The sequence below is a fragment of the Geobacillus uzenensis genome (assembly GCF_002217665.1).
GTDB lineage: Bacteria > Bacillota > Bacilli > Bacillales > Anoxybacillaceae > Geobacillus > Geobacillus subterraneus.
This window is the reverse complement of sequence record NZ_NEWL01000006.1, coordinates 143,425-160,500: the sequence shown is the minus strand read 5'-3', so window position 1 is coordinate 160,500 and position 17,076 is coordinate 143,425. Positions and strand designations below refer to the sequence as shown.

Genomic DNA, 17,076 nt, shown 5'->3' with positions numbered 1-17,076 from the left:
GGAAAAAAGGGGCGGTGGCTATGCAACAGGCAGCGGAAAAAGCAATGGATTTCCGTCTTGTGCGCAAAAAAAATCATAAAAAGCTATTGACTTTCTTAAGAGGTTCATATAAAATATAAATTGTCGCAAGGGGAAATAAATAACGGGAAGTAGCTCAGCTTGGTAGAGCACACGGTTCGGGTCCGTGAGGTCGCAGGTTCAAATCCTGTCTTCCCGATCACTATGGGGCCTTAGCTCAGCTGGGAGAGCGCCTGCCCCGCACGCAGGAGGTCATCGGTTCGAATCCGATAGGCTCCATTTTCATACGGAGGAATACCCAAGTCTGGCTGAAGGGGGCGGTTTCGAAAACCGCTAGGGGTGTCACAGCCCGCGGGGGTTCGAATCCCTCTTCCTCCGCCATCTTACATACGAACGTCAACCTGCCGATTGCCGGCAGGTTTTTTGTTTTTGTCAGCTTGGGCGGCGGCCGGCTGCTGAGCAGATGATTTGCCTATTTTTGGCGGAATCGGATACGATGGAGGAGAAGGGGACAGTTGGCGGCGGGCGGCTGTCCCCTCTCCCGGTTGTGTCCGGTATGGAAAAAAAGAGGAGGAGAGGTTATGGCTGTTCAACGCCACATTCGCCATATCAAGACGGTGCAAATCACCGCCCACAGCCCGATTCACCAAAGCGGTCCGGTGCTCGAGCCCGGGAATTGGCAAGAGTATGACCCGTTTTTGCTATTGATGGAGGACATTTTTCAGCGGGGCGCCTTTGATGTTCACCCGCACCGCGGCATTGAGACGGTCACGTACGTAATCAGCGGCGAACTCGAACACTTCGACAGCAAAGCCGGCCACGGCACGCTCGGGCCTGGGGATGTACAATGGATGACCGCCGGACGCGGCGTCGTCCATAAGGAAGATCCGGCGCCCGGTTCGACCGTGCACAGCCTTCAGCTATGGGTCAATTTGCCGAGCACGCATAAAATGATCGAGCCGCGCTACCAAAACTTGCGCGCCGAACATATGCCTGTACGGCAAGAAGAAGGGGTGACGATTCGCGTCTTTTCCGGCTCATCAAAAGGGGTGCAGGCGCCGACGAAAAATATCGTTCCGGTGACGATGGTCGAAATGACGGTTGAACCGGGAGTTACTGTCGCGCAAGACTTGCCGGGCCATTACAACGGTTTTCTGTATATTTTAGAAGGAAGCGGCACGTTTGGCGCTGACCACACGGAAGGAAAAGCCGGGCAAGTGTTGTGGCTAAGCCGCCACGACCGCGGCGAAGAAACGGAGCTGAACGTGACCGCCCGCGAAAAACTGCGCCTCCTTCTTTACGCCGGTGAGCCGGTAAACGAACCGGTCGTCGCCTATGGGCCGTTTGTCATGAACACGCCGGAACAAATCCGCGAAGCGATTCGTGACTACCAAGAAGGGCGTTTTGGACAGTAATGGCAGGAAAGAGCCGATCATTTTTTCGGCTCTTTCTTTTTTGTTATGATAATCATCGATGGCAAGCTATTCATTGTACAGGAGGGTGTGTACAAGATGAATCCCGTTATCGAAATGATTTTGCAGCACCGTTCGATCCGCCGCTTCGAAGATCGGCCGCTCACGGATGAACAAATTCGCACGATCGTTGAATGCGCCCAGGCGGCGTCGACCTCAAGCTACGTCCAAGCGTATTCGATCATTGGGGTGAAAGATCCGGAGAAAAAGCGAAAGCTTGCCGAACTGGCCGGGAATCAAGCCTATGTCGAGCATAACGGCCATTTCTTTGTCTTTTGCGCCGATTTTCACCGCCATGAACTCATCGGGGAGCTTGAAAGAAAAGACGTGATTCCGTCGCTTGAGAGCACGGAAAAGTTTATGGTGGCGCTCATCGACACGGCGCTTGCCGCGCAAAACGCCGCCATTGCCGCCGAGTCGATGGGGCTTGGCATTTGCTATATCGGCGGGCTGCGCAACCACTTGCCGGACGTATGTGCACTGTTGAAGGTGCCGAAACGGGTCATTCCGCTGTTTGGGCTTGCCGTCGGCTATCCTGCGCAAACGCCGGATCCAAAGCCGCGGTTGCCGTTAGATCACGTGTATCATGAGGATGAATACGATCAAGACCGCGGCCGGTTCATCGAGCAGTTGCAGCGGTATAATGAAACGGTGTCAGCTTACTACGAGCAGCGGACAAACGGCCGTCGCCGCGATACATGGACGGGGCAGATGGCCAACATGCTCAGCCGTCCGGTCCGGATGTATATGAAAGAATTTGTGGAGAGGAAAGGGTTTAATTTACAATAGCCTCGCTTCATGCGGAAGCGGGGTTTTTCGCTGTCTGCGCGCTTTAATCACAGAACTGCTAGCGGAAATAAACGGCGATTTATGTAAACATTATTTTGTCCACAACGAACGGCATGCACTGGTGATAGTTCGTACATTGTCTCTGCCTTTGGGGAAGTTGGTTTGCTATTCATTAAGATCGTTTGGTAATTGCCTGCTTACCGGATCGCCGAGCGAAAGGACGACACGTATGTAGTCGAGGATAAAGCCGCCCAGCAGCCTATTTCAAGAAGAGTTGAAAGAAAAACTTGTCGTATAAAAGTGGACATGTAATCGGGCGGTCAGACATATCGTTTGTAAATAAGAACGGTTACGCTTTAATACAATAAATCGATGTATATCGGCTCGTTTATGTTCCTAGACTTAGCCTGGGATGAAAAAATGTCTTAACCGTGGATGTCGGGGGGAGGGGAAGAGGAATGAGGCGCCTGTTTTCGTCGATGTTAGTTGATATGACGGGGATTGTGGTTATAGGGGTCGCAGCGTATTTGATCGTATTTAGCCAGTGGTTTGGGGCGTTATGGACGGCAGAGATTCCGGACTCGTTTCGACAGTTTGTGACTATTTTTTAAGTATGGTGATCGAAGCACTTCCGTTTATCCTCATTGGTGTTATTGTAGCAGGGGCGATTCAAATTTTTGTAACGGAGGAGCATATTCGGCGCTGGATTCCCGCCCATTCTTTTAAGGCTGTTGCGATGGGATGTGTGGTTGGGGCTCTTTTTCCGGCGTGTGAGTGTGGGATTGTTCCGATCGTGCGAAAGCTGGTTGGCAAAGGCGTGCCGTTAGGGGCGGCAGTGGGATTTCTCTTAACCGGTCCCCTGATTAATCCAATCGTCATCTTATCGACGTATATGGCGTTTGGAAACGATGCTATGATCGCGGGATGGCGAATGGGGCTTGGTTTTGCGGCCGCGCTGTTGATTGCGTGGAGCATCAGTCTGTTCTTTTCCTCGAATCAGCTGAGGCGACCTGTCTCCTTACCGGTACAAAGACGCAAACCACAAACTTCATTGTTCTATCGGTTCGAAGAAATGCTGAAACATTCCAAACAGCAAGTGTATAACGGTGGCTAGTATACGGAGGCAACTTGAGCGGAAATAACGGAGCTATATTCCTATGTCTGAAGTCGCAGAAAGTAATGGAGGATGTAGCACAAATCGATGCTGTTGTCCGCTTTGTGCAGGAGGTGGCCGATCAGTCGCATTGGCTGGGGTTGAATGCCGCCATTGAAGCGGCGCGAGCTGGAGAGCACGGCAGCGGCTTCGAGGTTGTGGCCAGTGAAATCCGTAAAATGGCAGCTGACAGCAAAAACGCGGCAGTTCAGATCAAAAAACAGCTTGAAAGCATTCAAAAGGCGGTTAAAGAGTTTGATGGTGCTATCCAGCATATTGCCGCATTTACTGAAGAACACTCCGCCAGTTTGCAAGAATTGAACGCGGCGTTTGGCCATATCGTCCAAACGACTAAAAAGCTGAGTCCCCTTGATTCGTAATACTTACGCCAACAGGGGAACGCACTTGACGTTTTCCTGTTGGACAAAAGTATAAAAAAGTATTGTACTTTTCAGAACATTCGAATATAATAGAGGTAACATACCAACCGGTTGGTATTTGTGGGAGTGGGATTTCGTTTCAAAGTGCAACGAAAACAGGGGGGACAATGATGTATTTGCGCTTAACCGATGAGCAGCGCATGGTTCAAAAGGCGATTCGCAAGTTTGTCGAAAAAGAATTGATGCCGCTAGAAAATGACGTCTTGCGCAATGAGCGGGAAGGGAAGCCGGGGCTTGCGCCGGAGAAATTAAAAGAGCTGCAATTAAAGGCGAAGGAAGCAGGTTTTTGGGGGATCAACACGCCGGAGGAATACGGGGGCGCGAATCTCGGCCATGTCATGCAGGCGATTGTGCTCATGGAGGTGGCAAAAACGCTCGTTCCGTTCCAGTTTGGCGGGTCGGCGGACAACATTTTGTATTACGCCAATGAAGAACAAAAGAAAAAATATTTAATCCCGACGATCAACGGCGAGAAAAAATCGTGCTTTGCCATGACCGAGCCGGGCGCAGGGTCGGATACGCGCAACATTAAAATGACGGCGGTCAAAGACGGGGACGAATGGGTGCTAAATGGGGAAAAAACGTTTATCACCGGGGGCAATGACGCTGATTTCGTTATGGTCATCGCCATTACCGACAAACGGCGGCATCAGGCGACAAACGGGCGCGAAGGGGTAACGTGCTTTATCGTCGACCGCGACATGGGCTGGCGCTCTGAGCCGATACATACGATGGGACCGTCAACACCGGCCAGCTTGATTTTTGAAAACGTGCGCGTGCCGGAAGAAAACATTTTAGGCGAGCTGCACCACGGCTACAAGCTCGGCCTTGAGTGGATCGGCTACGCCCGCTGGGTCGTCGGCGCCCGTGCGGTTGGAGCGGCGGAGCGGCTGTTGCAAATGGCGATCGATTACGCGAAAGAGCGCGTCACGTTCGGCAAGCCGATCGCGGAACGACAGGCGATTCAATGGATGATCGCTGATTCGGCAGTGGAAATTGAAGCGGCAAAATGGCTTGTGCTCAATGCGGCATTCACGCTCGACCAAGGGGAAGACAACCGCCATTTGGCCTCGATGGCGAAACTGTTTGGCGCGAATATGGGCAACCGCGTCGTTGACCGCGTCATGCAAATTCATGGCGGCATGGGCTATACGAAAGAGATGCCGATCGAGCGCTGGTATCGTGAGGCGAGGTTATGGCGCATTTACGATGGCACCGATGAAATTCAACGGCTGATTATCGCCCGCAACTTAATTAAAGGACACGTCAAGCTTGGGCAGTTTCTCTAAAAATGAAAGCGTTACCGAAAAGGGAGGAGAAAAAACATGAGCCAACGGTTTGCAGGAAGAGTGGCGTTTGTGACGGGGGGGAGCCGCGGCATCGGCAAGGCCATTGTTACCCGCTTTGCGGAAGAAGGGGCCAAAGTGGCGTTCATCGACTTAAACGCGGAGGCGCTTGAAGCAACAGCAGCCGAGCTGCGGGAAAACGGGTATGACGTTTACGCCAAAGTGGTGAGCGTCACTGACCGCGAACAAGTGGAAACGGCGATTCAAGAAGTGGTCGAACGGTTCGGCTCGCTCGATATTCTCGTCAACAATGCCGGCGTCATCCGCGACAACTTGCTGTTTAAAATGACGGACGACGACTGGCAAACGGTCATGGACGTTCATTTGAAAGGGGCATTTTATTGCGCCCGCGCCGCGCAAAAATATATGGTCGAAAAAGGATACGGCCGCATCATCAACGTTTCATCGACCTCGGCGCTCGGCAACCGCGGCCAGGCGAACTATTCGGCGGCGAAAGCCGGCATTCAAGGGTTTACGAAAACGTTGGCGATTGAGCTCGGCAAGTTCGGCATTACAACGAACGCCGTCGCGCCGGGATTCATTGAAACCGATATGACGAAAGCGACCGCCGAGCGGCTTGGCATTTCGTTTGAGCAGCTCATTCAGGCAAGCGTCGCCACCATCCCGGTCGGACGAAGCGGCCGCCCGGAAGATATCGCCAACGCGGTCGCATTTTTCGCCGACGAACAATCATCGTTCGTCAACGGCCAAGTGCTATATGTCGCCGGCGGCCCGAAATGCTGAAGGCGGAGGGAACGGGTCATGTATCAAAATGATATCGGAAAACGATCGGCGAAAGTGAAAAACGTTGTCGAGCGCGGAGCGGTGAGAAAATTCGCCGAAGCGATCGGCGACTTGAACCCGATTTATTGGGACGAAGAGACAGGGAAACGATCGCGCTACGGGCGTAACATCGCGCCGCCGACGTTCCCGCGCGTGTTTGACTACGGTGTGATCGAAGGGTTGAAATTGCCGGCAAAAGGACTGATCCACGGCGAGCAGCGCTTCCATTATAAGCGCCCGCTGTTTGTCGGCGAAGAGCTGTACTGCTATGCAGAGGTCAAAGACTATTACGAAAAACAAAGCAGCATGGGCCAGCTCGGCTTTTTAGTGATCGCCAACAACGGCGAAGACGCTGACGGGAATCTCTTATTTACCTCCACCTCGACGATCATTATCAATGAGGCGGTTAGAAAGGCGATGAGCGTATGACGACGATTCGCGAATGGCAAGTCGGGCAGTCGCTTCCCGAGGTGACGCTTCCGCCTGTATCCCGGCTTGACTTAATCAAATATGCCGGAGCGTCGGGCGACTACAACCCGATTCATACGATCGACGACGAAGCGAAAAAAGCCGGCCTGCCGGGGATTATCGCCCACGGCATGTGGACGATGGGCAACTTGGCGAAGCTGTTCACCCCGTATTACGAGGAAGGGTTTGTCCAAGATTATTTCGTCCGTTTTCAATCAATGGTGTTTTTAAACGATGTCGTCACGTTAAAAGCAACGGTCAAAGAAAAGGATGACAAAGCGATCCGGTTTATGGTCGCCGCCGTCAACCAGCACGGCAAGGAAGTCATCAAAGGCGAAGCGGTCTTTTCGCTGTATGAGTAAAGGGCTCTTCCGCCCAAGGAGCAAGCGGGGGATGATCGTCCTCCCCCGCTTCAAAAGGCGCGCAAGTTGCGTCCGGTTGAAAAAAGATAAGGAGGAGTGACAATGAAACGGGATGCCGTCATTGTATCCGCCGTAAGAACGGCCATCGCCCGCCAAGGGGGCGCCTTGGCGACGTTGCCGGCGCACGTTTACGGAGCGGAAGTAATCAAAGAAGCGATGCGGAGGGCCAACATCGGTCCGGAGCTTGTTGATGATGTCATCATGGGCAATGTCTTAAGCGGCGGCGGCAACATTGCCCGGCTGACGGCGCTTAAGACGGGGCTGTCGCTTGAGTTGACCGGGCTGACCGTCGACCGTCAATGCGGTTCAGGCATTAACGCCGTCAATTTAGCGGCGCAAGCCATTTGGGCCGGCGATGGGGACGTCTATATCGCCGGCGGAGTGGAAAGCATGAGCCGTGCGCCGTATTTGATGGACCGCCCGGAAAAACCGTACAGCTCGACGCCGCCAAGCTTCCGCAAATCGCAGTTGTCGCCAAAAGAGATTGGCGATCCGCCGATGGGCATCACGGCAGAAAATTTAGTGAAAAAATACGGCATCAGCCGCGAAGAACAAGACGCCTTCGCTTTGCGCAGCCAGCAGCGCATGGCGCGCGCTATGCAAGAAGGGCGGTTTGCCGAACAAATCGTGCCGATTACCGTCCCGGTGAAAAAAGGGGAGCCGTTTGTCTTTGACACAGATGAACACCCGCGCCCGAACACGACGATGGAAGCGCTCGCGAAACTGCCGCCGGCGTTTTTAGAAGGCGGCACGGTGACAGCGGGGAATAGTTCAGGGCTCAATGACGCCGCTGCAGCACTCGTTGTCATGTCGCGGGAAAAAGCGGAGCAGCTCGGCTTGACGCCGCTTGCCGTCATCCGCGCCCATGCGGTCGCCGGGGTCGATCCGAACATTATGGGCATCGGTCCGGTGCCGGCGACGAGAAAGGTGCTTGAAAAAGCTGGACTGACGCTTGATGAGATGGACATCATCGAAATCAATGAAGCGTTTGCCGCACAAGTGATCGCCTGTGACCGCGAACTTGAGATGAACCCGGAAAAAGTGAACGTCAATGGCGGCGCCATCGCCCACGGCCATCCGCTCGGCGCGACGGGCGCGATTTTGATTACGAAAGCCGTGTATGAACTAAAGCGCCGCGGCGGGACATACGCCCTCATTACGGCGTGCATCGGCGGCGGCCAAGGAATCGCGACGATCATTGAACGAGTTTGAGCGCATGGAGACAATCGATGATGAAAGAAAAACTGATGGAAGCCGGCATTGAGCTGTTTGAACGCAAAGGGTTTAAAGAAACGTCCGTACAGGAAATCGTTGAAGCGGTCGGCGCAACAAAAGGAGCGTTCTATTACTATTACAAAAGCAAAGAAGAACTGCTGCGCGATATATGCATCTCCTATATCGAGGATTTGCTTGACCAGCAGACACGCCTGTTGCAGGAGCCGGAGAAGAGCTGCACAGAAAAGTTGCATGCGATCGTTTATATGGTGATTCGCAACATTCGCACGCGGAAGAAAAGCGCCCGCATTTTCTTCCGCGAGATGCGGCACTTGGCCGATGACCATTTGGAGGAAATCCTCGGGAAGCGGCGGGCGTTCCGCAAGCAGTATGAACAGCTCATTCAAGAAGGGGTCGCCTGCGGCGAATTTAAGCCGTCGCTTCATGCGGAAATGATCACGTTCGGCCTGCTTGGCATCACGAATTGGAGCTATTACTGGTTTCAACCGGGCAAAGGCGTTTCGGAAGAGGAATTAACCGACATTTACGTCGACTTAATTTTAAACGGCATTCGGGCGGAGGAACGGCCAAAAGAGTAGACTCCATCGAACCGTTAGGGCGGCTCGTCCGCTTCCAATGCACGAGATAAGGGGGATCGGGATGGAATTGTTTATCCAGCAGCTGTTAAACGGCCTGACGGTTGGAAGCGTTTACAGCCTTGTCGCCTTAGGCTTAACGCTCGTCTACGGCATTTTGCATATCCCAAACTTTGCCCACGGCGCGCTGTATATGATGGGCGGTTATGTCACGCTCACCGCCATGAGTCAAGCTGGGCTGCCGTATGGGCTTGCCATTGTCGTGTCGATGGTGGCGGTCGGGCTGCTTGGCGTCTTGATGGAGCGGTTGGTGTTTTATCCGCTTCGCGACGCGCCGCCGCTTCATGATAAAATTGCGGCGATCGGCATTTTGCTGTTTTTGGAAGCGTTCGCCCAATACGTCTGGGGGGCGGACTATCAAACGATGCCGACGCCATACGGCAATGTCATCACCGTTTTCGGCTTGACGCTCACGGTTCAACGCATCCTCATCATCGCATCCACTGTTGTCATCATGATCTTGCTTTACCTCTTCTTGAAAAAGACGTTCATCGGTGCTTCGATCATCGCAATGGCACAAAGCCGCGAAGGAGCGAATTTAGTCGGCATTAACACGAACAAAGTCGCCATGATGACGTTTCTTCTTTCCGGCGGTTTGGCAGCGCTCGCCGCCTCGCTCGCTTCGCCGATCAACCTCGTGTTTCCCGGCATGGGTCATCTCGTCATCTTGAAAGCGTTCGTCATCATTATTCTCGGCGGCATGGGGAGCATTCCTGGCGCGATTGTCGGCGGCTATATTTTAGGATTTAGTGAAAGCTTAGGGGCGACATACGTGTCAAATGACTATAAAGACATTATTGCTTTTGTCATTCTTGTCATCATTTTAACGGTCAAACCGAACGGACTGTTTGCCAAGGAGGGACATTGATGGCCGTTTTCGAAAAACGACGCCTATGGCTTGCTGTTCTCGCGGCGTTGGCACTCGCCTTCCCACTGCTTGTGACCAACGGCTATTACTTGCACATGATGACGATCTCCTTTATTTGGATGATCGCCGTTTACGGGTTGAACTTATTTGCTGGCTATACCGGTTATTTGTCCCTTGCCCACGCTGGATTTTTTGCCGTTGGCGCCTATACGCTCGGCATTTTGACCGTGAAAGTTGGGCTTCCGTTTTGGTGGGCGTTCGTACTCTCGTGCGCATTCACATCGCTGCTAGGCCTGGTGATCGGCCTTGTCGCCTTGCGGACGAAAGAGCATTTTTTCGCCATTTATACGCTATGTGTCGGGTATATCATTTATTTAGTGATTGATAAATGGGACAGCTTGACCGGCGGAGTGCGCGGCTTTATCGGCATTCCGGCGCCAGGCGACATCGGACCGCTGTCGTTTCAGACGCCGGTCGCCCAATATTATTTGGTTTTGTTTTTCTTGCTTGCGGTCATGTTTGTGATGTACCGGCTCGTTGATTCGCTGACGGGAAGGACGTATATCGCCATTCGCAACAGTGAAGAGCTCGCGTTGACGCTTGGCATCTCGACGATGAAAAACAAGCTCGCCTCGTTTGTGCTGTCCGTCTTTTTTACGTCGCTCGCCGGAGCGCTGTATGCGTCATTCATTCGCTTTCTCGGCCCGGATATCGCATACGTCACCGTCATGTTTGACTTTTTAACGTACTTGCTTGTCGGCGGCATCGGCACGCTTGCCGGACCGGTCGTCGGCACGCTGCTCATTACGTTTTTATCCCAGCAGCTGCAATTTTTGCAAGACTACCGAATGCTCATTTTTGGCCCGGTGTTGACGCTTTTGATCATCTTTTATCCGCACGGCATTGCCGGCGGCTTCATCCGTTATCAGGCGAAACGTGCAGAGGTGCGCCGCCTTGAACAGAGGGCGAACCGGACCGCTGCTGAACTGGCGGCCTCGCGCCAAGGACGGAGCGAACGGCACGTAGAGGAGGGATAACCATGTTTTTGCACGTCGAACGGTTGACGAAACGGTTTGGCGGGTTGCTGGCGGTCAATGACGTCACGTTTTCCGTCGAACAGGGGAAAGTAAACGCCATCATCGGCCCGAACGGCGCCGGGAAATCGACGTTTTTCAATTTAATTAGCGGCTTGCACCGGCCGACATCCGGCACGATTACGTTTAAAGGCTGCGACATTACCCGCCTGCCGGCGAATGAACGGGCGAAGCTCGGCATCGCCCGCACGTTTCAAACGACCCATTTGTTTGAACAGTCGACGGTGATGGACAACGTCATCATCGGCCATCGGCTGCGCACCACATCGAATGTGTTTGACGCCATTTTGCGCACAAAACGGCACCGCCGCGAGGAACAGGCATGCAAAGAAAAGGCGATGGAAGTGCTCGACTTTGTTGGGCTCACCGATGTGGCGGATCGGCTCGTTGCTAACCTGTCGCAGGAGCAGAAGAAGCGGGTGGCGTTTGCGCTCGCCTTGGCGACCGATCCGGAACTCGTCCTGCTTGACGAGCCGGCTGCCGGCGTCAACCCGGACGAAACGGAAGGGTTGGAAGAGCTGATTGTCAAAATGGTCAAGGGCGGCCTGACAGTTTGTCTCATTGAACATAAAATGTCGATGATTATGAAAATCGCTGACCGCATTATGGTGCTCAATTACGGCGAAAAAATTGCCGAAGGGACGCCGGAAGAAGTGCAAAACAACGAGGCGGTCATTCAAGCGTATCTAGGGGGGAGCACCGTTGCTTGAGTTGACGAACGTATCTGTCCGCTACGGCAGCTTCACGGCGATTCGCGATGTGACGTTTTTCGTTAAGCCGGGGGAAATCGCGGTGTTGCTTGGCGCCAACGGGGCTGGGAAAAGCACGCTGTTTCGCACGATCAGCGGGCTGCATAAACCGGTGCAAGGGGAAATCCGCCTTGATGGCGAACGCATTGACTCGCTGCCGCCTGACCGGATCGTTCAGCGCGGCATCGTGCAATGCGCCGAAGGGCGCAAGCTGTTTGTCCGCATGAGCGTATACGAAAACTTGCTTATGGGCGCGTATGTTCACCGAAAAGATAAGGAAGGCATCCGCCGCTCGCTGGAACATGTATACGAGCTGTTCCCGATTTTGCATGAAAAACGAAACGAGCCAGCCGGATCGCTAAGCGGCGGCCAGCAGCAAATGCTTGCCATCGGCCGCGCGCTAATGTCGCGTCCCGCGGTGCTCTTGCTTGATGAACCGTCGGTTGGACTCGCTCCGCTCATTGTCGAGCAAATGTTTGCCACGATTAAACAAATCAATCAAGAGGGGACGACGATTTTGCTCGCCGAACAAAACGCCCATGCGGCGTTGTCCATCGCTCATCACGGCTATGTGTTTGAAAATGGAACGATCGTTGCTTCAGGAACAGCGGAGGAGCTGCTCGCCAACGACGATGTCCGCAAGGCGTACATTGGAACATGACAAGCGATTGCCGCGAATGGCGTATTTCGCGGGCGAAAGCAAGCGATGCGCCTGCATTGAAAGGAGGTGAACCACGGTCGCGGCACTTATTCATCCAAATATATTTTAGAATAAAAATAGGGGGGAGCGGAATGAAAAAAAGAAAATGGCCGATCGCGGCCATGATGACGGCCGTCATGGCGTTGATGCTTGCGGCATGCAACAGCCCGACAACAAACAATAATGCCAAAAGCGGTAATGGAGGTGGAGGCGACAACGTCGTCAATATCGGTTACAGCGGACCGCTTAGCGGTCCGGCCGCCTACTACGGGGAACGGACGTTAAACGGCGTGAAGATGGCGGCGGACGAAATCAATAAAAACGGCGGGTTTGAAGTCAACGGAAAGACCTATCAAATCAATGTGGTGTCGTTAGATGATAAATATTTGCCAAATGAAACAGCCGCCAATGCGAAACGGCTTGTCCAAGAACATCATACGCCGATCATTTTCACTCCGCACAGCGGTGGGGTCATGGCGTTGCAAGTGTTCAACCAAACGGACAATTTCCTTATCGCGGCCTATACGAGTGAGCCGAAAATCACACAGACCGGCAACAAGCTGACGATCCGCATCCCGCCGCGTTATGATGGCTACATTCCGACATTTACCGATTATGTGATGAAGCGGTTTGGTAAAAAGCTGGCTGTCTTGCCGACAGCGACGCAATACGGGAAAGACTGGACGGAAAAACTGTTGCCATATTGGGAAAAGCAAGGCGGAGAAGTGGTCTATAACACATCAATTGACTTTACGAAAGACACCGATTTCTTCACGATCATCACGAACGCGTTAAAAGAAAAGCCGGATGTCTTGTTTATCGGCGGACCGTCGGAGCCGACGGCGAAAGTGGTGAAACAGGCGCGCGAACTTGGCTTTAAAGGCGGCTTTATTGTCATGGACCAGGCGAAGTTGGATGAAATGAAGCGGGTCGTCGGCTCTTACGAGATGCTTGAGGGCGCGATCGGCGTCATGCCGCTCGTTGAGTCGAAAGAGCCGGGAGCCCCGCAGTTTGTGGAAAACTACCGGGCGAAGTACAATGCCGAAGCAAGCTCGGAGTCTGCCTATAACTACTTGGCTCTTTACGCCTTTGTCGAAGCGATGAAGGCGGCTGGCACGGTCGATGATCCCGCCGCTATTCGCGAACATATGAATGAAGGGTTGAAAAACATCCCGAAAGACAAGCAAGTGTATGTCGTTCCGAAGGTTGGCGATGACGGCGGCTTTGAATCAAAAATTATTGTTGCAGCAGTGGAAAATGGCAAAGTTGTGCCGATCGAGCTAAAGAAATAAGTCGATCTATTTACTGGCATTTCCATCAGGACGCCGCACGGACGAAGCGCGACTAGCAGCTCGCGCTCCTTGTTTTGAAAATGACACGGTATGTGCTGGTCAAACCGCAAAAAAACCCGAGCGGCGGCTATAAAGAACCGGTTTGTCCTGCGCTTCAAACGGCCGGGATTTACGATCGGAGTTGCGCCGTATGTCGGCGCTCAACTACTTCCCGTCGGTTTGGAACCAAAATGACGGCGTCCCGCTGATGCTGGCCAACAAACTATCATCAACGCGCGTCCACTTTCTTGCGTGGGCGCCTTTTTTATGGCTTGCTGCTGAGAAAAATGGACAAAATAACCGTTATCTTATTAAATAAAACTATGTTCTAAATAATCAATAAAACAAATAGGAAAATTTCGAATAATAAGATACAATAAAACTGTTCTGTGACATTGCGAAGGGGATGGGAATGATGAGGGAAATGGCCATCGGGCTTGTCGCTTCGTTCTTTTTTGCCGTCACGTTCATCTTGAATCGGTCCATGGAATTAGCTGGCGGCAGCTGGCTGTGGAGTTCATCGCTTCGCTTTTTCTTTATGGTGCCGCTGCTGTTTGCCATCGTTCTGTTCCGCCGCAACATCGGCCCGGTTTGGCATGACATCAAGCGCCATCCGCGGGTGTGGATCACCTGGGGGACGGTCGGATTCGGCTTGTTTTACGCGCCGCTCACCTACGCGGCTGCCTACGGGCCGGGGTGGCTTGTGGCTGGGACATGGCAGTGCACGATTGTGGCTGGTGTTCTGCTTAGCCCGCTGTTTACGAAAACCATTGAAACGCAAAACGGAACGATGTCCGTGCGCCGTCCGATTGAAAAACGGGCGCTCTTCATTTCGCTTTTGATTTTGTTCGGCGTCGTTCTGATCCAGTTCCAGCAAGCAGGCCATCTCGCATGGAATGAAATCGTGTTGGGGGTCTTTCCTGTACTGATTGCCGCGTTTGCGTATCCGCTTGGCAATCGGAAAATGATCGAACATTGCGCCGGGCGCCTTGATGCGTTTCAACGCGTATGGGGGATGACGATGGCCAGTCTGCCGTTTTGGCTGATTGTCGCGTTGATGGGCTGGCTGACATCAGGGGTGCCGTCGGCGGGGCAAACGATGCAGTCGTTCATCGTGGCCATGAGTTCCGGGGTCATTGCGACGACGTTGTTTTTTATTGCTACCGATCGGGCAAAAGGGAACGAACGGAAACTGGCCGCTGTGGAAGCGACGCAGTCCGCGGAAGTCATGTTTGCCGTCATCGGCGAAGCGCTGTTCTTGTCCGCTCCGCTTCCAAACGGATGGGCGTTCGTTGGTTTGGCCGTCATCATCATCGGGATTTGCTGGCATAGTTTCGAATCGACAAGGACGGTCAAACACCCGTCGCTGCCGATTTCAACAGCTCGGCGTCTCAAGCGCATAGGGGGAGAACGATGAGAATCATCGTGTGCATCCTGCTTGTCTGCCAGACGCTTATCATCTGCGCTTGGATCAGCGATTGGCGTCAGCTTGTCACCCCGGCGGGCCTTTTCATGTGGGGGGCGGAATCGCGATCGGCCTTGCTGTTCTTCGGGCGGGGCGGGGCCTATCGCCAAGATGGCGAGGGGCGCTGAAGATCACGACGGCGGGAGTCATCTTGCTTGCTGTGATGTCGCTGGTCATTGAATGGGCTGTTCGTTCGATGCCGTAATCAAAATGGATATGGAAAGCCCGTACGGTTGATCAAGGCTTTCCTTGCGGGCCTACGAGGAATGCGCCTTTCGAATGAAGCGAGCCCCCTGCCTGAGGCGCAAGGGGGCTGCTAACGGCCTTGATGGGCGGAATTGAACAGCTCCGGCGCTAAGCGGCGGCCAACAGCGTACATGATCGGCGCGCCGAGTGCCATAACGACAAATTCGCCGATGGCCGTCGTCAGCCATGTGAGCCAAAACGGAAAGCCGAGCGCGAGTTTTAGTTCAAGGGCGATGAGACCCATCGTAACGGTAAACGACAACGTATTGACCGCCATACGCGCCCAAACGTTCTTGATATAGCGCATGGAAACGATCGTGATCAGAAACGCCAGCACCGACTGGCCGACGCCGAATACGAGGTCATACGCAACAATCGGCGAGAAAAATAAATTGGCGAAAAAGACACCAAGCACGATGCCAATGGCGTATGTTTGGCGAAATACGACGAGGTGGTTCAATAGTTCTGATACGCGAAACTGAATATTCGTAAAGCCAAACGGCTGAATGAGCGCCGTCACCGCGATGTACACGGCGGCGATCAAACCGTTGGTCGCCATCGTTCGAACGTTCATCATCTTCTCTCCTCTCGTGAATGATGATATGATTGTAGCATGACCATCTCGTGAACGAAAGGAGCAGAATCCATGACTGCAAAGAATCGACGGGCAGGAGACCGACGCGGCTCCGTCTTTGAGGTCGGGATCACGGCACTTCGCCTTGGCTTGACGTCGTTTGGCGGTCCGGTGGCCCATCTTGGCTATTTTTATGAAGAGTACGTGAAACGAAAAAAATGGATCGACGACAAAACGTACGCCGACCTCGTCGCTCTTTGCCAATTTCTCCCTGGCCCGGCCAGCAGCCAGGTCGGCATCGGCATCGGGCTGATGCGCGCCGGCGTCTGGGGGGCGCTGGCGGCTTGGCTTGGGTTTACATTGCCATCGGCGGTTGCGCTTAGTTTGGTTGCCGTCTGGCTGCAACATGCTTCTTTGGGAGAGGCGGGCTGGATGCACGGCTTGCTGTTGGCGGCTGTCGCGGTCGTCGCTCAGGCGGTATGGGAGATGGCGCGCAAATTCGCTGCCGGCCGCCTTGAGGCAACGCTTGCGGTCGCAGCGGCGATCGCCGTGCTTCTCATGCCGGGGGCATGGAGCCAAGTGACGGTGATTGCCATCGCAGGGGCCATCGGCGCGATCGGACGGCGAAAAACACTCGAACCGTCTTTGGTGGGCATCCCTCCTTTTATTCGTCGTTCCACCGGTTTTCTGTTGCTTTCCTTGTTTGCCGTGCTGCTTGTCGCGCTGCCGCTTGCCCGCGCTTGGGTTCATTCGCCGCTTTGGGCGCTGTTTGACAGCTTTTACCGCGCCGGGGCACTCGTGTTTGGCGGTGGGCATGTCGTGCTGCCGCTTTTGGAAGCGGAAGTGGTGCCGCAAGGGTGGGTCACCGCCGATCAATTTTTAGCCGGTTACAGCGCCGCGCAAGCCGTTCCGGGGCCGCTGTTTACGTTTGCTGCGTACATCGGAATGGCTGCGTTCGGTTGGAAAGGCACGCTCGTGGCTACGGCAGCGATTTTTCTTCCGTCCTTTTTGCTTGTGCTCGGCGCTTTTCCGTTTTGGCACTGGCTTCGCCGTCAGCCGCGCTTCCAAGCGGCGCTTGCCGGCATTAACGCCGCTGTCGTCGGGATTTTGCTCGCGGCGCTGTATGATCCGATTTGGACAAAAGCGGTGAACGAGCTGGCCGATTTCGCGTTTGTCCTCGTCGCCTTTCTTTTGCTTGCCGTTTGGAAGTGGCCGGCGTGGGCGGTTGTTCTTGTTTCCTTCGTCGGCGGGTGGCTTCGCGCGTTGTTCGGTTAATGTTTGATGCCT

The 17,076-nt window shown here is 53.8% G+C and carries 19 protein-coding genes and 3 tRNA genes; 21 read left to right on the top strand and 1 reads right to left on the bottom strand.

Annotated elements, in window-relative coordinates:
• The first annotated feature begins 143 nt into the window (after window positions 1–143).
• The 20 genes from B9L21_RS08230 (at window position 144) to B9L21_RS08130 (ending at window position 15,097) form a co-directional block, all read left to right on the top strand.
• A tRNA-Pro gene (locus B9L21_RS08230) sits at window positions 144–217 on the top strand.
• Window positions 218–224: 7 nt separating this feature from the next.
• A tRNA-Ala gene (locus B9L21_RS08225) sits at window positions 225–297 on the top strand.
• Between the two features lie 9 nt (window positions 298–306).
• Window positions 307–399, top strand: a tRNA-Ser gene (locus B9L21_RS08220).
• Between the two features lie 200 nt (window positions 400–599).
• Window positions 600–1,433: a pirin family protein gene (locus B9L21_RS08215; RefSeq protein ID WP_063165959.1), complete on the top strand. Its 834-nt coding sequence runs from the start codon at window positions 600–602 to the stop codon at window positions 1,431–1,433.
• Window positions 1,434–1,529: 96 nt separating this feature from the next.
• Window positions 1,530–2,279 (top strand): oxygen-insensitive NADPH nitroreductase, encoded by a 750-nt coding sequence (nfsA, locus tag B9L21_RS08210; RefSeq protein ID WP_063165958.1) that lies wholly within the window; start codon window positions 1,530–1,532, stop codon window positions 2,277–2,279.
• A gap of 559 nt (window positions 2,280–2,838) precedes the next feature.
• Window positions 2,839–3,393 carry a permease gene (locus tag B9L21_RS08205; protein ID WP_318825733.1) on the top strand — a complete coding sequence of 185 codons (555 nt, stop codon included), beginning with the start codon at window positions 2,839–2,841 and terminating at the stop codon, window positions 3,391–3,393.
• A gap of 65 nt (window positions 3,394–3,458) precedes the next feature.
• Window positions 3,459–3,812: a methyl-accepting chemotaxis protein gene (locus B9L21_RS08200; RefSeq protein WP_063857367.1), complete on the top strand. Its 354-nt coding sequence runs from the start codon at window positions 3,459–3,461 to the stop codon at window positions 3,810–3,812.
• 170 nt (window positions 3,813–3,982) lie between these two features.
• Window positions 3,983–5,161, top strand: coding sequence for an acyl-CoA dehydrogenase family protein (locus tag B9L21_RS08195; protein WP_063165955.1), 1,179 nt, complete (start codon window positions 3,983–3,985; stop codon window positions 5,159–5,161).
• A gap of 36 nt (window positions 5,162–5,197) precedes the next feature.
• Window positions 5,198–5,962, top strand: coding sequence for a 3-oxoacyl-ACP reductase FabG (gene fabG, locus B9L21_RS08190; protein WP_063165954.1), 765 nt, complete (start codon window positions 5,198–5,200; stop codon window positions 5,960–5,962).
• Between the two features lie 18 nt (window positions 5,963–5,980).
• On the top strand, window positions 5,981–6,430 hold the full coding sequence (locus B9L21_RS08185) for a MaoC family dehydratase N-terminal domain-containing protein (RefSeq protein ID WP_063165953.1): 450 nt from the start codon (window positions 5,981–5,983) through the stop codon (window positions 6,428–6,430).
• Window positions 6,427–6,831 (top strand): MaoC family dehydratase, encoded by a 405-nt coding sequence (locus B9L21_RS08180; protein ID WP_063165952.1) that lies wholly within the window; start codon window positions 6,427–6,429, stop codon window positions 6,829–6,831. Before B9L21_RS08185 ends, B9L21_RS08180 begins: the two co-directional genes overlap by 4 nt.
• A gap of 102 nt (window positions 6,832–6,933) precedes the next feature.
• Complete coding sequence (locus B9L21_RS08175; RefSeq protein WP_063165951.1) at window positions 6,934–8,103, top strand: thiolase family protein; 1,170 nt, start codon at window positions 6,934–6,936, stop codon at window positions 8,101–8,103.
• A gap of 20 nt (window positions 8,104–8,123) precedes the next feature.
• Window positions 8,124–8,705 carry a TetR/AcrR family transcriptional regulator gene (locus tag B9L21_RS08170; protein WP_063167355.1) on the top strand — a complete coding sequence of 194 codons (582 nt, stop codon included), beginning with the start codon at window positions 8,124–8,126 and terminating at the stop codon, window positions 8,703–8,705.
• Between the two features lie 61 nt (window positions 8,706–8,766).
• On the top strand, window positions 8,767–9,630 hold the full coding sequence (locus B9L21_RS08165) for a branched-chain amino acid ABC transporter permease (protein WP_063165950.1): 864 nt from the start codon (window positions 8,767–8,769) through the stop codon (window positions 9,628–9,630).
• Entirely contained in the window at window positions 9,630–10,667 is a 1,038-nt protein-coding gene (locus B9L21_RS08160; RefSeq protein ID WP_063165949.1) for a branched-chain amino acid ABC transporter permease, read from the top strand. Before B9L21_RS08165 ends, B9L21_RS08160 begins: the two co-directional genes overlap by 1 nt.
• 2 nt (window positions 10,668–10,669) lie before the next feature.
• The gene (locus B9L21_RS08155) at window positions 10,670–11,434 is read left to right on the top strand and encodes an ABC transporter ATP-binding protein (protein ID WP_063165948.1); all 765 of its coding nucleotides are present in this window, start codon (window positions 10,670–10,672) and stop codon (window positions 11,432–11,434) included.
• A complete protein-coding gene (locus B9L21_RS08150; RefSeq protein ID WP_063165947.1) occupies window positions 11,427–12,134 on the top strand; it encodes an ABC transporter ATP-binding protein in 708 nt (235 codons plus the stop codon). The genes B9L21_RS08155 and B9L21_RS08150 overlap by 8 nt, the downstream gene beginning before the upstream one ends.
• Window positions 12,135–12,265: 131 nt before the next feature.
• Complete coding sequence (locus tag B9L21_RS08145; RefSeq protein ID WP_063165946.1) at window positions 12,266–13,465, top strand: ABC transporter substrate-binding protein; 1,200 nt, start codon at window positions 12,266–12,268, stop codon at window positions 13,463–13,465.
• Window positions 13,466–13,919: 454 nt separating this feature from the next.
• Window positions 13,920–14,921 (top strand): multidrug resistance efflux transporter family protein, encoded by a 1,002-nt coding sequence (locus B9L21_RS08135; protein WP_172796443.1) that lies wholly within the window; start codon window positions 13,920–13,922, stop codon window positions 14,919–14,921.
• Complete coding sequence (locus tag B9L21_RS08130; RefSeq protein ID WP_225995639.1) at window positions 14,918–15,097, top strand: hypothetical protein; 180 nt, start codon at window positions 14,918–14,920, stop codon at window positions 15,095–15,097. The genes B9L21_RS08135 and B9L21_RS08130 overlap by 4 nt, the downstream gene beginning before the upstream one ends.
• Before the next feature lie 188 nt (window positions 15,098–15,285).
• Here the strand turns inward: B9L21_RS08130 and B9L21_RS08125 are convergent, their stop codons facing one another.
• A complete protein-coding gene (locus tag B9L21_RS08125) occupies window positions 15,286–15,789 on the bottom strand; it encodes a QueT transporter family protein (protein WP_063165944.1) in 504 nt (167 codons plus the stop codon).
• A gap of 72 nt (window positions 15,790–15,861) precedes the next feature.
• On the opposite strand from B9L21_RS08125, the gene chrA reads away from it, so the two are divergent.
• Complete coding sequence (gene chrA, locus B9L21_RS08120) at window positions 15,862–17,064, top strand: chromate efflux transporter (RefSeq protein ID WP_063165943.1); 1,203 nt, start codon at window positions 15,862–15,864, stop codon at window positions 17,062–17,064.
• Window positions 17,065–17,076: the final 12 nt, after the last annotated feature.

Excerpts from the sequence above, each read along its gene's own strand:
- chrA (WP_063165943.1), top strand. The coding sequence starts at position 15,862 with ATGACTGCAAAGAATCGACGGGCAGGAGACCGACGCGGCTCCGTCTTT.
- B9L21_RS08205 (WP_318825733.1), top strand. The coding sequence starts at position 2,839 with ATGGACGGCAGAGATTCCGGACTCGTTTCGACAGTTTGTGACTATTTT.
- B9L21_RS08130 (WP_225995639.1), top strand. The coding sequence starts at position 14,918 with ATGAGAATCATCGTGTGCATCCTGCTTGTCTGCCAGACGCTTATCATC.
- B9L21_RS08170 (WP_063167355.1), top strand. The coding sequence starts at position 8,124 with ATGAAAGAAAAACTGATGGAAGCCGGCATTGAGCTGTTTGAACGCAAA.
- B9L21_RS08200 (WP_063857367.1), top strand. The coding sequence starts at position 3,459 with ATGGAGGATGTAGCACAAATCGATGCTGTTGTCCGCTTTGTGCAGGAG.
- B9L21_RS08185 (WP_063165953.1), top strand. The coding sequence starts at position 5,981 with ATGTATCAAAATGATATCGGAAAACGATCGGCGAAAGTGAAAAACGTT.
- nfsA (WP_063165958.1), top strand. The coding sequence starts at position 1,530 with ATGAATCCCGTTATCGAAATGATTTTGCAGCACCGTTCGATCCGCCGC.
- B9L21_RS08145 (WP_063165946.1), top strand. The coding sequence starts at position 12,266 with ATGAAAAAAAGAAAATGGCCGATCGCGGCCATGATGACGGCCGTCATG.
- B9L21_RS08125 (WP_063165944.1), bottom strand. The coding sequence starts at position 15,789 with ATGAACGTTCGAACGATGGCGACCAACGGTTTGATCGCCGCCGTGTAC.
- B9L21_RS08155 (WP_063165948.1), top strand. The coding sequence starts at position 10,670 with ATGTTTTTGCACGTCGAACGGTTGACGAAACGGTTTGGCGGGTTGCTG.
- B9L21_RS08215 (WP_063165959.1), top strand. The coding sequence starts at position 600 with ATGGCTGTTCAACGCCACATTCGCCATATCAAGACGGTGCAAATCACC.
- fabG (WP_063165954.1), top strand. The coding sequence starts at position 5,198 with ATGAGCCAACGGTTTGCAGGAAGAGTGGCGTTTGTGACGGGGGGGAGC.
- B9L21_RS08165 (WP_063165950.1), top strand. The coding sequence starts at position 8,767 with ATGGAATTGTTTATCCAGCAGCTGTTAAACGGCCTGACGGTTGGAAGC.
- B9L21_RS08160 (WP_063165949.1), top strand. The coding sequence starts at position 9,630 with ATGGCCGTTTTCGAAAAACGACGCCTATGGCTTGCTGTTCTCGCGGCG.
- B9L21_RS08135 (WP_172796443.1), top strand. The coding sequence starts at position 13,920 with ATGAGGGAAATGGCCATCGGGCTTGTCGCTTCGTTCTTTTTTGCCGTC.
- B9L21_RS08175 (WP_063165951.1), top strand. The coding sequence starts at position 6,934 with ATGAAACGGGATGCCGTCATTGTATCCGCCGTAAGAACGGCCATCGCC.
- B9L21_RS08180 (WP_063165952.1), top strand. The coding sequence starts at position 6,427 with ATGACGACGATTCGCGAATGGCAAGTCGGGCAGTCGCTTCCCGAGGTG.
- B9L21_RS08195 (WP_063165955.1), top strand. The coding sequence starts at position 3,983 with ATGTATTTGCGCTTAACCGATGAGCAGCGCATGGTTCAAAAGGCGATT.